This is a genomic window from Dyella lipolytica (genome assembly GCF_030160075.1).
Lineage (GTDB): Bacteria > Pseudomonadota > Gammaproteobacteria > Xanthomonadales > Rhodanobacteraceae > Dyella_B > Dyella_B lipolytica.
This window is the reverse complement of record NZ_BSNQ01000009.1, coordinates 41271-58284: the sequence shown is the minus strand read 5'-3', so window position 1 is coordinate 58284 and position 17014 is coordinate 41271. Positions and strand designations below refer to the sequence as shown.

The following is a 17014-nucleotide window of genomic DNA, read 5'->3' as shown; positions in this document are numbered from 1 at the left end:
GTGAACGTGGGCACGATCGGTCACGTGGACCACGGCAAGACGACGCTGACGGCGGCGCTGACGAAGATCGGCGCCGAGCGGTTTGGTGGCGAATTCAAGGCGTATGACCAGATCGACGCGGCGCCGGAAGAGAAGGCGCGCGGCATCACGATCTCGACGGCGCACGTGGAATACGAATCGCCGAACCGCCACTACGCGCACGTGGACTGCCCGGGCCACGCCGACTACGTGAAGAACATGATCACGGGTGCGGCGCAGATGGACGGCGCGATCCTGGTGTGCTCGGCCGCGGACGGTCCGATGCCGCAGACGCGCGAACACATCCTGCTCAGCCGTCAGGTGGGCGTGCCGTACATCATCGTGTTCCTGAACAAGGCCGACATGGTGGACGACGCCGAGCTGCTCGAGCTGGTGGAAATGGAAGTGCGCGAGCTGCTGACCAAGTACGACTTCCCCGGTGACGACACCCCGATCATCAAGGGTTCGGCCCTGAAGGCGCTGGAAGGCGACCAGTCCGAAATCGGCGTGCCGGCCATCATCAAGCTGGTCGAAGCGCTGGACAGCTACATCCCGGAGCCGGTGCGCGTGCTGGACAAGCCGTTCCTGATGCCGGTGGAAGACGTGTTCTCCATCTCCGGCCGCGGCACCGTGGTGACCGGTCGTGTGGAAACGGGCGTGATCAAGGTGGGCGAGGAAATCGAGATCGTCGGTATCCGCCCGACCGTGAAGACCACCGTGACCGGCGTGGAAATGTTCCGCAAGCTGCTCGATCAGGGTCAGGCCGGCGACAACGTGGGTCTGCTGCTGCGCGGCACCAAGCGTGAAGACGTGGAGCGCGGCCAGGTGTTGGCCAAGCCCGGTTCGATCACGCCGCACACCGACTTCGAAGCCGAAGTGTACGTGCTGTCGAAGGAAGAGGGTGGCCGTCACACGCCGTTCTTCAAGGGCTATCGTCCGCAGTTCTACTTCCGCACGACCGACGTGACGGGCGCTTGCCAGTTGCCGGACGGCGTGGAGATGGTGATGCCGGGCGACAACGTGAAGATGGTGGTGAGCCTGATCGCGCCGATCGCGATGACCGAAGGTCTGCGTTTCGCGATCCGCGAAGGTGGCCGCACGGTCGGCGCCGGCGTCGTCGCCAAGATCGTCAAGTAAGCAGTAAACTAGGAAGTCGCCCGCGGTGCGGGCTGTAAAGCGCAAGGGTGGACGATTGCTCTACCCTTGCAGCCTCCAAGGCAGCTTTACAGCAAGCAAAGCGAGCGGCTTCACTACTTTTTAGTTATTGAACGTACGCCAGTAGCTCAATTGGCAGAGCAGCGGTCTCCAAAACCGCAGGTTGGGGGTTCGAGTCCCTCCTGGCGTGCCATCTTTTTGAGGAAATGATGGCGGGTGTGTCGTGATCGGCCGCAAGGCGGGTCGTCCGAAGCATCCGCATGACGCGCATGAATACCAAGGCTGAACAGTCCAAGGGCACGAGCGGCGCCGATATCGGCAAGCTGGTGTTGGCCGTGTTGGTGCTGGCGGCCGGCATCGTCGGATACACCTGGCTCGGCAATATCGGCGCTGCATCACCGATACGCCTCATCACCATCCTGGCAGCGGTGATTGTTGCATTGGCGATCGCCGCGTTTACGGCGCCGGGTCGCCGCGCGCGCCATTTCCTCGCCGAATCGCAATTCGAAATGCGCAAGGTCGTCTGGCCTACGCGGGACGAGACCATCAAGACCACGGGCATCATTATTCTCGTGGTCATCGTGCTCTCCCTGCTGTTGGGTCTGATTGACCTTATCCTGAAGTCGGTCGTACTTGACTGGCTGCTCAAGCTAGGTTCGTGAGGAGCGCGCAATGAGCAAGCGTTGGTACGTCGTACATGCCTATTCCGGGTTTGAGAATCAGGTGAAGCGTTCGCTGGTGGAGCGTATTGCTCGCGCCGGCATGGAAGAAAAGTTCGGTGAAGTGCTGGTGCCCACCGAAGAAGTGGTCGAAATGCGCAGCGGCCAGAAGCGACGCAGCGAGCGCAAGTTTTTCCCCGGCTACGTCCTGGTGCAGATCGAAACCGATACCGAGGGCAAGGCTCCCCGTATCGATGACGAATGCTGGCATCTGGTCAAGGAAACCCCGAAGGTCATGGGTTTCATCGGCGGCACGGCCGACAAGCCCCTGCCGATTCGCGACAGCGAAGCCGAAACCATCCTCAGTCGCGTCCGCGAGGGCGTGGAAAAGCCCAAGCCCAAGGTGCTGTTCGAGCCGGGCGAGATGGTCCGCGTCACCGATGGTCCGTTCAACGACTTCAACGGCGTGGTCGAGGAAGTCAATTACGAGAAGAGCCGCCTGCGCGTGGCGGTGCTGATCTTCGGCCGCTCCACCCCGGTAGAGCTGGAGTTCGGTCAGGTCGAAAAGGCCTAAATCGCCCCTTCGGCACAGGGCTTGCTTAAAGCCCCTTTCATCTCTAAACTACGCGGTTCACGCCGGAGTCTTTCGACTCGGCGTGTCCGTATTTCTGGAATCCGCAGGATCGCGGGGTCCCCTCCCACCAGGGAATGTGCATAGCGAGGAGCCGCAAGGCGCTTGAACTCGCGAGGAAACTCCAAATGGCAAAGAAAGTTGTCGGTTACATCAAGCTGCAGGTCAAGGCCGGTCAGGCCAACCCGTCGCCGCCCGTGGGCCCGGCCCTCGGTCAGCGTGGCCTGAATATCATGGAATTCTGCAAGGCGTTCAATGCCGCCACGCAGAAGATGGAGCCGGGTATGCCTATCCCGGTCATCATCACCGCCTATTCGGACCGTAGCTTCACCTTTATTACCAAGACCCCGCCCGCCACCGTGCTGATCAAGAAGGTCACCGGCGTCGCCAAGGGCTCGTCCAAGCCGAACACCGATAAGGTCGGCAAGATCACCCGCAAGCAGCTGGAAGACGTTGCGAAGCAGAAAGAGCCGGATCTCACGGCGGCTGATCTGGACGCTGCAGTGCGCACCATTGCCGGTAGCGCGCGCAGCATGGGCTTGGTGGTGGAGGGTTAAGACATGGCAAAGCTCACGAAGCGTATGAAGTCGGCTCAGGCCGCAGTCCAGCCGGGCAAGATCTACGGCCTGGAAGAAGCCCTCAAGATCGTCAAGGACAACGCCAAGGCCAAGTTCGCCGAGTCGGTGGACGTGGCGGTGCGCCTGGGCATCGATGCGAAGAAATCCGATCAGGGTGTGCGTGGCTCCTCGCTGCTGCCGCACGGCACCGGCAAGACCGTAAAGGTCGCCGTGTTCGTGCCGGCCGGTGAGAAGGCCGAGGCCGCCAAGGCCGCCGGTGCTGACGCCGTCGGTATGGACGACCTGGCCGAGCGCATGCAGGCTGGCGAGCTCGACTTCGGTCGCGTGATCGCTACGCCGGACGCCATGCGCGTGGTCGGTAAACTCGGTCAGCTGCTGGGTCCCCGCGGCCTGATGCCGAACCCGAAGGACGGCTCGGTCACCGCCGACGTCGCCACGGCTGTGAAGAATGCCAAGGCTGGCCAGGTGAAGTTCCGCAACGACAAGGCCGGCATCGTGCACGCCACGATCGGCAAGGCCAACTTCGAAGCGGCTCAGCTGGCGGACAACCTGAACGCGCTGATCGCCGATCTGCTGCGCGCCAAGCCGTCCACGGCCAAGGGCCAGTACCTGCAGAAGGTCGCGCTGTCCAGCACGATGGGCGTGGGCGTGCCGGTCGATACCTCGACCCTGGCTGCGACCTCGGCCAAGTAAGAAGTTCAAGTCCTGCGCGGAGTTAATCCCGTGCAGGCAGTTTTTGAGGGTAGCCCCGGTTAAAAGCCGGAGCCGCCGTCAAAGACCGCAGGCGCGAACAGCGCGCAACGACGACGAGCAGGGAGCTCGTAGTGGCAAGGAACCGCCGTCGTTGCAAGCGAGATCGCTTAATCGGGTTTCTCGTGAACCTGGCCTGCGCAGATGGTGCTGCCCCTTCTGGAATCGTTCTTTCTGGAAATGGCCACCACCCGGGATCTTCGCGTCCCCGACGTCACGGATGGCGTCGCTCAGGACCGCAAGCGGCAGGAGCCGTAAGCGGAGTTCATAAGAGGAGTGAAAAATGGCTCTGAATCTCTCTCAGAAGCAAGAAGTAGTCGCCGAACTGGCAGGAATTGCCTCGAAGGCTCACTCCTTGGTCGCTGCCGAGTATGCGGGCACCACGGTCGAACAAATGACCGCGATGCGCAAGAAAGCCCGCGAATCCGGCGTGTACTTGAAAGTTGTCAAGAACACGCTCGCTTCGCGCGCCGTGGTCGGTACCGAGTTCGAGGTCGTCAAAGACGCCCTGACCGGTCCGCTGCTGTACGCATTCTCGACAGAAGAGCCCGGCGCTGCCGGTCGTCTGATCAAGGAGTTTGCCAAGGGCAACGACAAGCTGAAGGCGAAGGTCGTCTCGGTGGAAGGCAAGCTGTTCCCGGCCGCGCACGTCGACGTGCTGGCCTCGCTGCCGACCCGCGAACAGGCTCTCGCCATGCTGGCTCGTGTGCTGGCCGAACCCGCTGCGATGTTCGCGCGCGCCGTCAAGGCCGTGGCCGACAAGCAGGGCGGTGGCGAAGTCGCCGCCGAAGCGCCGGCCGAAGCCTAAGTTCGACTTCTATCTAAATCGAATCCATTTCCAGAGGTAAATCAAAATGTCCCTTACCAACGAACAGATCGTTGAAGCCGTTGCCGCGAAGTCGCTCATGGAAGTGATGGACCTGGTGAAGGCCATCGAAGAAAAGTTTGGCGTGTCCGCCGCCGCCCCGGTCACCGTGGCTGCTGGCCCGGCCGCTGCTGGCCCGGTTGCTGAAGCGCAGACCGAGTTCGACGTCATCCTGATCAACGCCGGCGAGAAGAAGGTCGACGTGATCAAGGCTGTCCGCGCGATCACCGGCCTGGGCCTGAAGGAAGCCAAGGACCTCACCGAGGCCGGTGGCGTCGTGAAGGAACAGGCTTCGAAGGAAGACGCCGAGAAGTTCAAGAAGGACCTCGAAGCTGCCGGCGCCAAGGTCGAACTGAAGTAATTGGCGCTCTTGCGCGCCTTCAGTTTGATCTAGCGTCAAGCAAGCCTGGGGACGTAAGTCCCCGGGCTTTGCCCGCTTCACTGCTTCATACGACATGTAGCTACGAAGCGTATTGCGGGCCATGGATGGCCCGTTGTGAACCAAGCGCCTTTGGTGCTTGGCTCATCGGAGCCAGGTCCTTGGATTTGGCGAGTCTAAAAAAGGCAGGAGCCTTTATTTAGACATCCAGCGCGGAGCTCTGGATCCGGGGCATGGAGGATAGGTAGTCCTAAGAGTGACTGTCTATTCTCGATTCTCTGAATCCAAGCTTTTTTCATTTAGCCGGTGTGTGCACCACCGGCGCCACTGCGAACCGAGGCGTCACCGACCATGACCTACTCGTTTACCGAGAAGAAGCGCATCCGCAAGGATTTCGGCAAGCGTCCGCCCGTACTGGGCGTGCCGAACCTGCTGACCATCCAGACCGACTCCTACCGTGAATTCCTCCAGGAGTATGTCGCCCCCAAACAGCGCGAGGAAAAGGGCCTGCATGCGGCCCTCAAGTCGGTATTTCCGATTGTGAGCTACTCGGGCAACGCTGCCCTTGAATACGTGGACTACCGCCTCGGCGAGCCGCCGTTCGACGAGCGCGAGTGCCGCAATCGCGGCATGACTTACGGTGCGCCGCTGCGCGTGACCGTGCGTCTGGTCATCTATGACAAGGACAGTCCGGCCTCGAAGAAGGCCGTGAAGTACGTCAAGGAGCAGGAAGTCTACATGGGCGAAATCCCGCTCATGACCGACACCGGCACCTTCATCATCAACGGCACCGAGCGCGTAATCGTCTCGCAGCTGCATCGTTCGCCGGGCGTGTTCTTCGATCACGACCGCGGCAAGACGCACAGCTCGGGCAAGCTGCTGTTCTCGGCGCGCGTGATTCCTTATCGCGGTTCGTGGCTCGACTTCGAGTTCGACCCGAAGGATGCGTTATTCACCCGTATCGACCGTCGCCGCAAGCTGCCGGTGACGGTGCTGTTGCGCGCGCTTGGCTACAGCAACGAAGAAATCCTGGGGATTTTCTTCGAACACAACGTGTTCCACCTGGGCAAGAAGGGCGGCACCACGCTCGAACTCGTCGCCGAGCGCCTGCGCGGTGAAACGCTGACGTTCGACCTGACTGTTGGCGGCAATGTGCTGGTGGAAGCCGGCAAGCGTATTACTGCGCGCCACGTGCGCCAGCTTGCGGCCGAGAACATTACTGCGCTGGAAGTGCCGGACGACTATCCCGTCGGCCGCATCCTGGCGACCGACGTCGTCGACAGCAAGACCGGCGAATTGCTGGCGTCGGCGAATGACGAAATCACTGCCGAACAGCTGGAAAACTTCCGCAAGGCCGGCATCGAAACGCTGCCGACGCTGTACGTCAACGATCTCGATCGGGGCGCGTACATCTCGCACACGCTGCGCATCGACAACACCAAGACGCAGCTCGAAGCCCTGGTGGAAATCTACCGGATGATGCGTCCGGGCGAGCCGCCGACCAAGGAAGCCGCGCAGAATCTGTTCTTCAATCTGTTCTTCACCTTCGACCGCTACGACCTGTCGGGCGTAGGCCGCATGAAGTTCAATCGTCGCGTTGGCCGCAAAGAAATCCTCGGCCCAGGCGTGTTGTACGACTACAAGTACTTCGGCGAGCGCAAGGAAGAAGAGTCGCAGGCATTGGTCGCTGCACAGGGCCAGACCTCCGACATTCTCGATGTGCTGAAAGTGCTGATCGACATCAAGAACGGTCACGGCACGGTGGATGACATCGACCATCTCGGCAACCGTCGCGTGCGTTCGGTCGGTGAAATGGCGGAAAACACGTTCCGCATCGGTTTGGTGCGCGTGGAGCGCGCCGTGCGCGAGCGCCTGTCGCTCGCCGAGGCCGATGGCCTGACGCCGCAAGACCTGATCAACGCCAAGCCGGTAGCGGCGGCGGTGAAGGAGTTCTTTGGCTCCTCGCAGCTTTCGCAGTTCATGGACCAGAACAACCCGCTGTCGGAAGTGACGCACAAGCGCCGCGTCTCGGCACTGGGCCCAGGCGGCCTGACGCGCGAGCGTGCAGGCTTCGAAGTGCGCGACGTGCATCCGACTCATTACGGCCGCGTCTGCACCATCGAAACGCCGGAAGGTCCGAACATCGGCCTGATCAACTCGCTCGCCGTGTACGCGCGCACCAACCAGTATGGCTTCCTTGAGACGCCGTACCGCAAGGTCGTGAACGGCAAGGTCACCAACCAGGTGGATTACCTGTCGGCGATCGAAGAGGGTGACCACGTGATCGCGCAGGCGAACTCGCCGCTCAGCAAGGATGGCGGCTTCGTCGAAGATTTCGTCTCCTGCCGTTTCCGCGGTGAATCCGAACTGCGTCCGTCGTCCGAGATCAACTACATGGACGTCTCGCCCATGCAGACGGTGTCGGTCGCGGCGGCGCTGGTTCCGTTCCTTGAGCACGACGACGCGAACCGCGCACTGATGGGCGCGAACATGCAGCGCCAGGCCGTGCCGACGCTGCGTTCCCAGACCCCGCTGGTCGGTACCGGTATCGAGCGCGCCGTGGCGCGTGACTCGGGCGTCATCACCACCGCCAAGCGCGGCGGTGTGATCGACCAGGTCGATGCCGGCCGTATCGTGGTGCGCGTGAACGAAGAAGAAGTTGGCGACAACGATGCCGGCGTCGATATCTACACGCTGACCAAGTACACCCGTTCCAACCAGAACACCAACCTCAACCAGCGTCCGCTGGTGAACGTCGGTGACATCGTGGCGAAGGGCGATACGCTGGCCGACGGTTCGTCGACCGACTTGGGCGAGCTCGCGCTCGGCCAGAACATGCTGATCGCCTTCATGCCGTGGAACGGCTACAACTTCGAAGACTCGATCCTGCTCTCCGAGCGCGTCGTGCAGGAAGACCGCTACACCTCGATTCACATCGAGGAGCTGTCGTGCATTGCGCGTGACACCAAGTTGGGCGCGGAAGAAATCACTGCCGACATCCCGAACGTGGGCGAACAGGCGCTGGCGCGTCTGGACGAATCCGGCATCGTGTACATCGGCGCAGAAGTGAAGGCCGGCGACATCATGGTCGGCAAGGTCACGCCGAAGGGAGAGAGCCAGCTGACGCCGGAAGAGAAACTGCTCCGCGCGATCTTCGGCGAGAAAGCGTCCGACGTGAAGGACAGCTCGCTGCGCGTGCCGCCGGGCATGGACGGCACCGTCATCGACGTGCAGGTCTTCACCCGCGACGGCATCGAGAAGGACAAGCGTGCTCGCCAGATCGAGGAAATGGAAATCAAGCGAATCCGCAAGGACTTCGACGACCAGTTCCGTATCCTGGAAGGTGCGATCTACAACCGTATGCGCGTGCAGTTGCTCGGCAAGGTCGCCAACAGCGGCCCGGCCGGTCTCAAGCGCGGTGCGGAAATCACCAACGAATACCTCGACGGCCTGAAGAAGGACGAGTGGTTCAAGGTCAACGTCAAGGATGAGGAAGTCACCGAGTTCCTCGAGCGCGCGGCCGACCAGGTCAAGCGTCATCGTGAGGAGTTCGACAAGCGCTTCAAGGAAAAGCAGGGCAAGATCACCCAGGGCGACGACCTCGCTCCGGGCGTGCTCAAGATGGTCAAGGTGTTCCTGGCCGTTAAGCGCCGCATCCAGCCGGGCGACAAGATGGCCGGTCGCCACGGTAACAAGGGTGTGGTGTCCAACGTGGTACCGGTGGAAGACATGCCGTACTCCGCCGACGGTACGCCGATCGACATCGTGCTGAACCCGTTGGGCGTGCCTTCGCGTATGAACATCGGCCAGATTCTGGAAGTCCATCTGGGCTGGGCCGCCAAGGGCCTGGGCAAGAAGATCCAGAAGATGCTCGAAGCGCAGGCGAAGGTGGCGCAGGTCCGCGAGTTCCTCGACCAGATTTACAACCACCACGTCGCCGGCGCCGTGCAGCACGTCAACCTGAAGTCGCTCACCGATGAGGAAATCCTCACCTTGGCGACCAACCTCCAGGAAGGCGTGCCGATGGCGACACCGGTGTTCGACGGTGCCGAGGAGCAAGAGATCAAGGCGATGCTGAAGCTGGCGGATCTGCCCGAGTCGGGTCAGACCACGCTGTACGACGGCCGCACCGGCGAAGCGTTCGATCGTCCGGTCACTGTCGGCTACATGCATTACCTGAAACTCAACCACTTGGTCGACGACAAGATGCACGCGCGTTCGACGGGTCCGTACTCGCTTGTTACCCAGCAGCCGCTGGGCGGCAAGGCGCAGTTCGGCGGCCAGCGTTTCGGCGAAATGGAAGTCTGGGCGCTGGAAGCCTACGGCGCCGCGTACACCCTGCAGGAAATGTTGACGGTGAAATCCGACGATGTGCAGGGCCGCAACCAGATGTACAAGAACATCGTCGACGGCAACCACGAGATGGCGGCAGGCATGCCGGAATCCTTCAACGTATTGGTGAAGGAAATCCGTTCGCTCTGCATCGACATCGACCTGGAAGAGATCAAGTAACCCGCGGGTTACAGGAGCTTATGCAATGAAAGATTTGCTCAATCTATTCAATCAGCAGCGCACCACGCCGGAATTCGACTCGATCAAGATCGCACTGGCGTCGCCGGAGCTGATCCGTTCGTGGTCGTACGGCGAAGTGAAAAAGCCGGAAACGATCAACTACCGCACCTTCAAGCCGGAGCGTGACGGCCTGTTCTGCGCCGCCATCTTCGGACCGGTGAAGGACTACGAGTGCCTGTGCGGCAAGTACAAGCGCATGAAGCATCGCGGCGTGGTCTGCGAAAAGTGCGGCACCGAGGTCACGCTGGCCAAGGTGCGTCGCGAGCGCATGGGCCACATCGAACTGGCCAGCCCCGTTGCGCACATCTGGTTCCTCAAGTCGCTGCCTTCGCGCATCGGCTTGATGCTGGATATGACGCTGCGCGACATCGAGCGCATCCTGTACTTCGAAGCCTTCGTGGTGATCGACCCAGGTTTGACGGCGCTCGAGCGCGGTCAGCTGCTCAGCGAAGACCAGTACCTGGAAGCCGTGGAAGAACACGGTGACGAATTCGACGCCCGCATGGGTGCCGAAGCGGTGTTCGAGTTGCTGAAGTCGCTCGACCTGCCGGGCGAAGTGATTCGCCTCAAGGAAGAGATCGCTTCCACCAACTCCGAAACCAAGCTCAAGCGCCTTACCAAGCGCGTCAAGCTGATCGAAGCCTTCCTTGAATCCGGCAACCGTCCGGAGTGGATGGTCATGACCGTGCTGCCCGTGCTGCCGCCGGACCTGCGTCCGCTGGTGCCGCTCGATGGTGGCCGCTTTGCGACGTCCGATCTCAATGATCTGTATCGCCGCGTCATCAACCGCAACAACCGTCTGAAGCGTCTGCTCGAACTCAATGCGCCCGACATCATCGTGCGTAACGAGAAGCGCATGCTGCAGGAATCGGTCGATGCGCTGATGGACAACGGTCGTCGCGGTCGCGCCATCACCGGCACGAACAAGCGCGCACTGAAGTCGCTCGCCGACATGATCAAGGGCAAGCAAGGTCGCTTCCGTCAGAACCTGCTCGGCAAGCGCGTGGACTACTCCGGTCGTTCGGTGATCGTGGTCGGCCCGACGCTGCGCCTGCATCAGTGCGGTCTTCCCAAGAAGATGGCGCTGGAGCTGTTCAAGCCCTTCATCTTCGCCAAGCTGCAGACCCGCGGCGAAGCAACCACCATCAAGGCCGCCAAGAAGCTGGTCGAGCGCGAAGAAGGCCAGGTGTGGGACATCCTCGAAGAGGTGATCCGCGAACATCCTGTGCTGCTCAATCGCGCACCGACGCTGCATCGTCTCGGCATCCAGGCGTTCGAGCCGAAGCTGATCGAAGGCAAGGCCATCCAGCTGCATCCGCTGGTCTGTACGGCCTTCAACGCCGACTTCGACGGTGACCAGATGGCCGTGCACGTGCCGCTATCGATCGAAGCGCAGCTGGAAGCGCGCGCGTTGATGATGTCGTCCAACAACATCCTGTCGCCCGCCAACGGCGAGCCGATCATCGTGCCGACGCAGGACGTGGTGCTGGGCTTGTACTACATGACCCGTGAGCTGGTGAATGCGAAGGGCACCGGCATGGTGTTCTCGAGCATCGGTGAAGTGCGTCGTGCGTACGACAACCGCGCCGTCGAGCTGCACGCCAAGATCAGGGTGCGCCTGAAGCAGGTGCACGTGCATGACAGCGGTGAGCGCACCAGCAGCATTTCGCTGGTCGATACCACCGTGGGCCGCGCACTGCTCGCCGAAATCATGCCGGAAGGTCTGCCCTTCGAACTCGCCAACACCGAGTTGTCGAAGAAGGCCATTTCGCGCCTGATCAACCAGAGCTACCGTCGTCTTGGCCTGAAGGACACCGTGGTCTTCGCTGACCATCTGATGTACACCGGCTTCCGCTTCGCCACGCGTGCTGGTATCTCGATCGGTATCGATGACATGATCATCCCGAACGAGAAGAAGCCGATCCTGGAAGAGGCCGAGAAGGAAGTGGTCGAGATCCAGGAGCAGTACCAGTCGGGTCTGGTGACCGCGGGCGAGCGCTACAACAAGGTGGTCGACATCTGGTCGCGCACCAACGAACTCGTCGCCAAGGCGATGATCGACGGTATCGGTACCGAGAAGGTGACCGATACCGGGGGCAAGACGGTCAATCAGAAGTCGATGAACTCGCTGTACATCATGGCTGACTCCGGCGCTCGTGGTTCGGTGGCGCAGATTCGTCAGCTGGCCGGTATGCGCGGTTTGATGGCTCGCCCGGACGGTTCGATTATCGAAACCCCGATCAAGGCCAACTTCCGCGAAGGCCTGAACGTGCTGCAGTACTTCAACTCGACGCACGGTGCTCGTAAGGGCCTGGCGGATACCGCGTTGAAGACCGCGAACTCCGGTTACCTTACGCGTCGTCTCGTCGACGTGGCGCAGGACGTGGTCATCACCTCGACCGATTGCGGTACCGAGGAAGGCCTGATCATGCAGCCCATCGTCGAAGGCGGTGACGTGGTCGAGCCGTTGCGCGAGCGCGTGCTCGGTCGTGTGGTGGCCGAAGATGTCTACGCACCGGGCGATGACGATCAACCGATCGTCACGCGCAACACGCTGCTGGACGAAGCCCTGGTCGAGAAGCTCGACAAGGCTGGCGTGCAGTCGATTACGGTGCGTTCGTCCATCACCTGTCAGGCTAGCCACGGCGTTTGCGCGCTGTGCTACGGCCGCGATCTGGCCCGTGGCCACCTGGTGAACATGGGTGAAGCCGTGGGCGTGGTGGCTGCGCAGTCGATCGGTGAGCCGGGTACCCAGCTGACCATGCGTACGTTCCACATCGGTGGTGCGGCGTCGCGTGCGGCTGCAGTCGACAACGTGTCGGTGAAGACCACCGGTACGCTGAAGTTCAACAACTTGAAGACCGTGCAGCACGGCCAAGGTCATCTGGTGGCAGTGTCGCGTTCGGGCGAAGTGTCGGTGATCGACGCTAACGGCCGCGAGCGCGAACGCTACAAGGTGCCTTACGGCGCCACCATCAGCGTCAAGGATGGTGCACCGGTCAAGGCTGGCCAGACGGTCGCCAACTGGGATCCACATACCCATCCGATCGTGTCGGAAGTGGCCGGTACCGTGCGCTTCATCGACTTCCTCGATGGCGTCACCGTGCAGAGCCAGACCGACGAACTCACCGGTCTGGAATCGGCGGTGGTCACCGATCCGAAGCGTCGCGGTACCGCGGCCAAGGATCTGCGTCCGATCGTGCGTCTGGAAGACAGCAAGGGCCGCGAGCTCAAGCTGCCGGGCACCGACATCGCTGCGCAGTACTTCCTGCCGGCCGGTGCGATCGTGTCGATTCAGAACGGCGCCGAAGTGGGCGTGGGTGACGTGGTTGCCCGTATCCCGCAGGAAACGTCGAAGACCCGCGACATCACCGGCGGTCTGCCGCGCGTGGCCGACTTGTTCGAAGCCCGCAAGCCGAAGGAACCGGCGATCCTCGCGGAGCGCTCAGGCATCATCAGCTTCGGCAAGGACACCAAGGGCAAGCAGCGTCTGATCATCAAGGACGTGGACGGCAACGAGCACGAAGAGCTGATTCCGAAGTGGCGTCAGGTCATCGTGTTCGAAGGTGAACACGTGGAGAAGGGTGAAACCGTCGTGGACGGCGAGCCCAATCCGCACGACATCCTGCGCCTGTTGGGTGTCGAGCCGCTGGCGGCGTACTTGGTCAAGGAAATCCAGGACGTCTACCGTCTGCAGGGCGTGAAGATCAACGACAAGCACATCGAAACGATCATTCGTCAGATGCTGCGTAAAGTGGAGATCACCGAGCCGGGCGAAAGCCATTACCTGCGCGGTGAGCAGGTGGAGCGCGTGCGGATCAATGCCGAGAACGATCGTGCAGAAGCTCGCGACGAGCGTCGGGCGGAATACCAGTCCGTGCTGCTGGGTATCACCAAGGCCTCGTTGGCGACCGAGTCGTTCATCTCGGCCGCTTCGTTCCAGGAAACCACCCGCGTTCTTACCGAAGCGGCGGTTCGTGGCACGCGCGATACCTTGCGTGGCCTGAAGGAAAATGTTATTGTCGGCCGTCTGATTCCGGCTGGTACGGGTCTGGCGTATCACGCGCAGCGTCATCGCCAGGGCGGTTTGACCGCCTCGGAACTGGAAACCCTTTCCGGCTCCACGTCCCAGGCTTCTTTTGCGGAAGCACCGGTGGGCACTGATGCAAGTGTCGAGTAAGCCCCGAACGGCTTTACTCACCGACATACGAAATGAGGCGCATGGAATGCGCCTCGTGTTCGGGTCATGGATGGCGGGCGTTGTCTTGCCTGAGGTAAGGCGCCCATGTTAAATTCCCGCTTCTCGGCAGACCGGTTTATTCGGTCTGCCTTTATGTTTCCCAGGAATAGCTTCGCATGACGACAGTCAATCAGCTGGTGCGCAAATCCCGCAGCCCGAAGAGCTACAAGAGCGCTTCTCCGGCCCTGCAAAGCAGCCCGCAACGCCGCGGCGTCTGCACGCGCGTGTATACCACCACCCCGAAAAAGCCGAACTCGGCCCTGCGTAAGGTCGCCAAAGTGCGCCTCACCAACGGTTACGAAGTCATCAGCTATATCGGTGGCGAAGGCCACAACCTGCAGGAGCACTCGGTCGTGCTCATTCGCGGTGGCCGTGTAAAGGATCTGCCGGGTGTGCGTTACCACACCGTACGCGGCAGCCTCGACTGCGCTGGCGTTACCAAGCGCCGCCAGGCTCGTTCGAAGTACGGCGCAAAGCGCCCGAAGAAATAAGAGCTAAGGACACGAAATATGTCGCGTAAAGGTTCACATCCCGCCCGTCTGGTTCTGCCCGATCCCAAGCACGGCAGCCAGCTCATCGCCCGTTTCATCAACATGGTGATGAAGAGCGGCAAGAAATCCGTTGCCGAAAGCATCGTCTACGGCGCGCTGACCCATCTTGGCGAGAAGCATGCCGAGCCGGTGCAGCTGGTCGAAAAGGCGTTGGGCAACATCGCTCCGGCCGTCGAGGTGAAGTCTCGCCGCGTCGGTGGTGCTACCTATCAGGTGCCGGTCGAAGTGCGTCCGGGCCGTCGTATGGCGTTGGCCATGCGCTGGGCGATCGAAGCAGCGCGCAAGCGCGGCGAGACGTCCATGCCGCGCAAGCTGGCTGCCGAGCTGCTTGAAGCTTCCGAAAACCGTGGCGGCGCCATCAAGAAGCGCGAAGAAACGCATCGTATGGCGGAAGCCAACAAGGCGTTCTCGCACTATCGCTGGTAAGCAGTACCGTACGTATTCGAGGTTAGTACCGTGGCACGCACCACTCCCATCGAGCGCTACCGTAATTTCGGCATCATGGCCCACATCGATGCCGGAAAGACCACCACCACGGAGCGCATCCTGTTCTACACCGGCGTCAGTCACAAGATTGGCGAGGTGCATGACGGTGCGGCGACGATGGACTGGATGGAGCAGGAGCAGGAGCGCGGCATCACCATTACGTCGGCGGCAACGACGGCGTTCTGGAAAGGCATGGATCGCTCTCTGCCCGAACATCGCTTCAACATCATCGACACCCCCGGGCACGTGGACTTCACCATCGAAGTCGAACGCTCTTTGCGTGTGCTCGACGGTGCGGTGTTTGTGCTTTGTGCCGTCGGCGGTGTGCAGCCGCAGTCCGAAACGGTGTGGCGCCAGGCCAACAAGTACGGCGTGCCGCGTCTTGCGTTCGTCAACAAGATGGATCGCACCGGCGCCAACTTCGACAAGGTTGTCGAACAGCTGAAGTCGCGCCTGGGTGCCCATCCGGTGCCGATGCAGGTGCCGATCGGTGCCGAAGAAAACTTCGAAGGCGTGGTCGACCTCATCAAGATGAAGGCGATTGTCTGGGACATGGAGTCCCAGGGTATGAAGTTCGAATACCAGGACATTCCGGCCAACTTGAAGGACGCTGCCGATAAGGCGCGCAACTTCATGGTGGAGTCGGCGGCCGAGACGTCCGAAGAGCTGATGAACAAGTACTTGGAAGAGGGCGACCTCTCCGAGGAAGAGGTCCTTTCGGGTCTTCGCGCAGGTACCCTGACCAACACGCTGATTCCGGTGTTCTGCGGTACTGCGTTCAAGAACAAGGGCGTGCAGGCCATGCTCGACGCGGTGATTCAGTTGCTGCCGTCGCCGGCCGATCGTCCCCCGGTCAAGGGCATCGACGAGAACGAGAAGGAAGCGAGCCGCACCGCAGACGACAGTGCGCCGTTCGCCTCGCTCGCGTTCAAGATCATGACCGACCCGTTCGTCGGTTCGCTGACGTTCTTCCGTGTTTACTCGGGCACGCTGAATTCCGGCGACGCCGTGTACAACCCGGTAAAGTCCAAGAAAGAGCGCATCGGCCGCATCTTGCAGATGCATGCGAACGAGCGCCAAGAGATTAAGGAAGTCCACGCGGGCGATATCGCTGCGGCGGTGGGTCTGAAAGATGTCACCACCGGTGACACGCTCTGCGCACAGGATCACGTAATCACCCTGGAGCGCATGACGTTCCCGGAACCGGTGATCTCGATGGCAGTCGAGCCGAAGACCAAGTCGGACCAGGAAAAGATGGGTATCGCTCTCGGCCGTCTGGCCGCGGAAGATCCGTCGTTCCGTGTGCGTACCGACGAAGAGTCAGGCCAGACGATTATCTCCGGCATGGGCGAGCTTCACCTGGACATCCTGGTGGACCGCATGCGTCGCGAGTTCAATGTCGAGGCCAACGTCGGCAAGCCGCAGGTGGCTTACCGCGAGACGATTCAAGGTTCTTATAAAGCAGATTTCAAGCACGCCAAGCAGTCGGGCGGTAAGGGGCAGTACGGTCACGTAGTGATCGAGTTCTCCCCGATGACCGACGATGAGCGTAAGAATCCGGATGTCAAAAACGACTTCCTGTTCGTCAACGACATCACCGGCGGCGTGGTTCCGAAGGAATACATTCCGTCGGTCGAAAAGGGTTTGCGCGAATCCATCACTAGTGGTCACCTCGCCGGCTTTCCGGTCGTTGGTGTGAAAGCCAAGTTGGTGTTCGGCTCCTATCACGACGTCGACTCGTCCGAAATGGCGTTCAAGATCGCAGCCCACGGCGCGTTCCGCGAAACCTTCAAGGAAGGCGCGAAGCAATCGCGGCCGATCCTGCTCGAACCGATCATGAAGGTCGAAATCGTGACGCCGGAGGATTACCTCGGCGACGTCATGGGCGATGTGAGCCGTCGTCGTGGCGTGCTTCAGGGTTCTGATGACACGCCGTCGGGCAAGACCATCAACGCGATGATTCCGCTGGGTGAGATGTTCGGCTATGCGACGGCGCTTCGCTCGCAGACGCAGGGTCGCGCCACCTTCACGATGGAATTCGATCATTACGAACCGGCGCCGAACAATATCGCCGAACAGGTCATGAAGAAGGCCTGAGAAGGTTTTCTTCTCCAAACAACACAGTTCTTT

Annotated in this window: 12 protein-coding genes and 1 tRNA gene; all 13 read left to right on the top strand. The window is 61.2% G+C overall.

Annotation, left to right across the window (positions count from 1 at the left end):
- A partial coding sequence (gene tuf / locus QQL64_RS13275) for an elongation factor Tu (RefSeq protein WP_284400510.1) occupies positions 1 to 1155 on the top strand: 1155 nt, incomplete at its 5' end.
- A 135-nt stretch (positions 1156 to 1290) separates the two neighbouring features.
- Positions 1291 to 1366 (top strand) — tRNA-Trp (locus QQL64_RS13270).
- 76 nt (positions 1367 to 1442) lie between these two features.
- Complete coding sequence (gene secE / locus QQL64_RS13265; RefSeq protein WP_284402182.1) at positions 1443 to 1835, top strand: preprotein translocase subunit SecE; 393 nt, start codon at positions 1443 to 1445, stop codon at positions 1833 to 1835.
- A gap of 10 nt (positions 1836 to 1845) precedes the next feature.
- Entirely contained in the window at positions 1846 to 2406 is a 561-nt protein-coding gene (gene nusG, locus QQL64_RS13260) for a transcription termination/antitermination protein NusG (protein ID WP_284400509.1), read from the top strand.
- 185 nt (positions 2407 to 2591) lie between these two features.
- Positions 2592 to 3020 (top strand): 50S ribosomal protein L11, encoded by a 429-nt coding sequence (gene rplK, locus QQL64_RS13255; protein WP_128899612.1) that lies wholly within the window; start codon positions 2592 to 2594, stop codon positions 3018 to 3020.
- 3 nt (positions 3021 to 3023) lie between these two features.
- Positions 3024 to 3734, top strand: coding sequence for a 50S ribosomal protein L1 (rplA, locus tag QQL64_RS13250; RefSeq protein WP_284400506.1), 711 nt, complete (start codon positions 3024 to 3026; stop codon positions 3732 to 3734).
- Between the two features lie 340 nt (positions 3735 to 4074).
- A complete protein-coding gene (gene rplJ, locus QQL64_RS13245) occupies positions 4075 to 4599 on the top strand; it encodes a 50S ribosomal protein L10 (RefSeq protein ID WP_284400504.1) in 525 nt (174 codons plus the stop codon).
- 46 nt (positions 4600 to 4645) lie between these two features.
- Entirely contained in the window at positions 4646 to 5017 is a 372-nt protein-coding gene (rplL, locus tag QQL64_RS13240; RefSeq protein ID WP_284400503.1) for a 50S ribosomal protein L7/L12, read from the top strand.
- 369 nt (positions 5018 to 5386) lie between these two features.
- A complete protein-coding gene (rpoB, locus tag QQL64_RS13235) occupies positions 5387 to 9547 on the top strand; it encodes a DNA-directed RNA polymerase subunit beta (RefSeq protein WP_284400501.1) in 4161 nt (1386 codons plus the stop codon).
- Between the two features lie 25 nt (positions 9548 to 9572).
- Positions 9573 to 13787, top strand: a complete 4215-nt coding sequence (gene rpoC, locus QQL64_RS13230; protein ID WP_284400499.1) for a DNA-directed RNA polymerase subunit beta' — start codon at positions 9573 to 9575, stop codon at positions 13785 to 13787.
- A gap of 176 nt (positions 13788 to 13963) precedes the next feature.
- Positions 13964 to 14338 carry a 30S ribosomal protein S12 gene (gene rpsL / locus QQL64_RS13225; protein WP_284400497.1) on the top strand — a complete coding sequence of 125 codons (375 nt, stop codon included), beginning with the start codon at positions 13964 to 13966 and terminating at the stop codon, positions 14336 to 14338.
- Positions 14339 to 14356: 18 nt separating this feature from the next.
- Positions 14357 to 14824 carry a 30S ribosomal protein S7 gene (gene rpsG, locus QQL64_RS13220; RefSeq protein WP_115479996.1) on the top strand — a complete coding sequence of 156 codons (468 nt, stop codon included), beginning with the start codon at positions 14357 to 14359 and terminating at the stop codon, positions 14822 to 14824.
- A gap of 30 nt (positions 14825 to 14854) precedes the next feature.
- Complete coding sequence (fusA, locus tag QQL64_RS13215; protein ID WP_284400492.1) at positions 14855 to 16981, top strand: elongation factor G; 2127 nt, start codon at positions 14855 to 14857, stop codon at positions 16979 to 16981.
- Positions 16982 to 17014: the final 33 nt, after the last annotated feature.

What these genes read in the sequence shown, in the direction of transcription:
- secE (WP_284402182.1), top strand. Translation starts at nt 1,443, where the DNA reads ATGAATACCAAGGCTGAACAGTCCAAGGGCACGAGCGGCGCCGATATC.
- nusG (WP_284400509.1), top strand. Translation starts at nt 1,846, where the DNA reads ATGAGCAAGCGTTGGTACGTCGTACATGCCTATTCCGGGTTTGAGAAT.
- rplK (WP_128899612.1), top strand. Translation starts at nt 2,592, where the DNA reads ATGGCAAAGAAAGTTGTCGGTTACATCAAGCTGCAGGTCAAGGCCGGT.
- rplA (WP_284400506.1), top strand. Translation starts at nt 3,024, where the DNA reads ATGGCAAAGCTCACGAAGCGTATGAAGTCGGCTCAGGCCGCAGTCCAG.
- rplJ (WP_284400504.1), top strand. Translation starts at nt 4,075, where the DNA reads ATGGCTCTGAATCTCTCTCAGAAGCAAGAAGTAGTCGCCGAACTGGCA.
- rplL (WP_284400503.1), top strand. Translation starts at nt 4,646, where the DNA reads ATGTCCCTTACCAACGAACAGATCGTTGAAGCCGTTGCCGCGAAGTCG.
- rpoB (WP_284400501.1), top strand. Translation starts at nt 5,387, where the DNA reads ATGACCTACTCGTTTACCGAGAAGAAGCGCATCCGCAAGGATTTCGGC.
- rpoC (WP_284400499.1), top strand. Translation starts at nt 9,573, where the DNA reads ATGAAAGATTTGCTCAATCTATTCAATCAGCAGCGCACCACGCCGGAA.
- rpsL (WP_284400497.1), top strand. Translation starts at nt 13,964, where the DNA reads ATGACGACAGTCAATCAGCTGGTGCGCAAATCCCGCAGCCCGAAGAGC.
- rpsG (WP_115479996.1), top strand. Translation starts at nt 14,357, where the DNA reads ATGTCGCGTAAAGGTTCACATCCCGCCCGTCTGGTTCTGCCCGATCCC.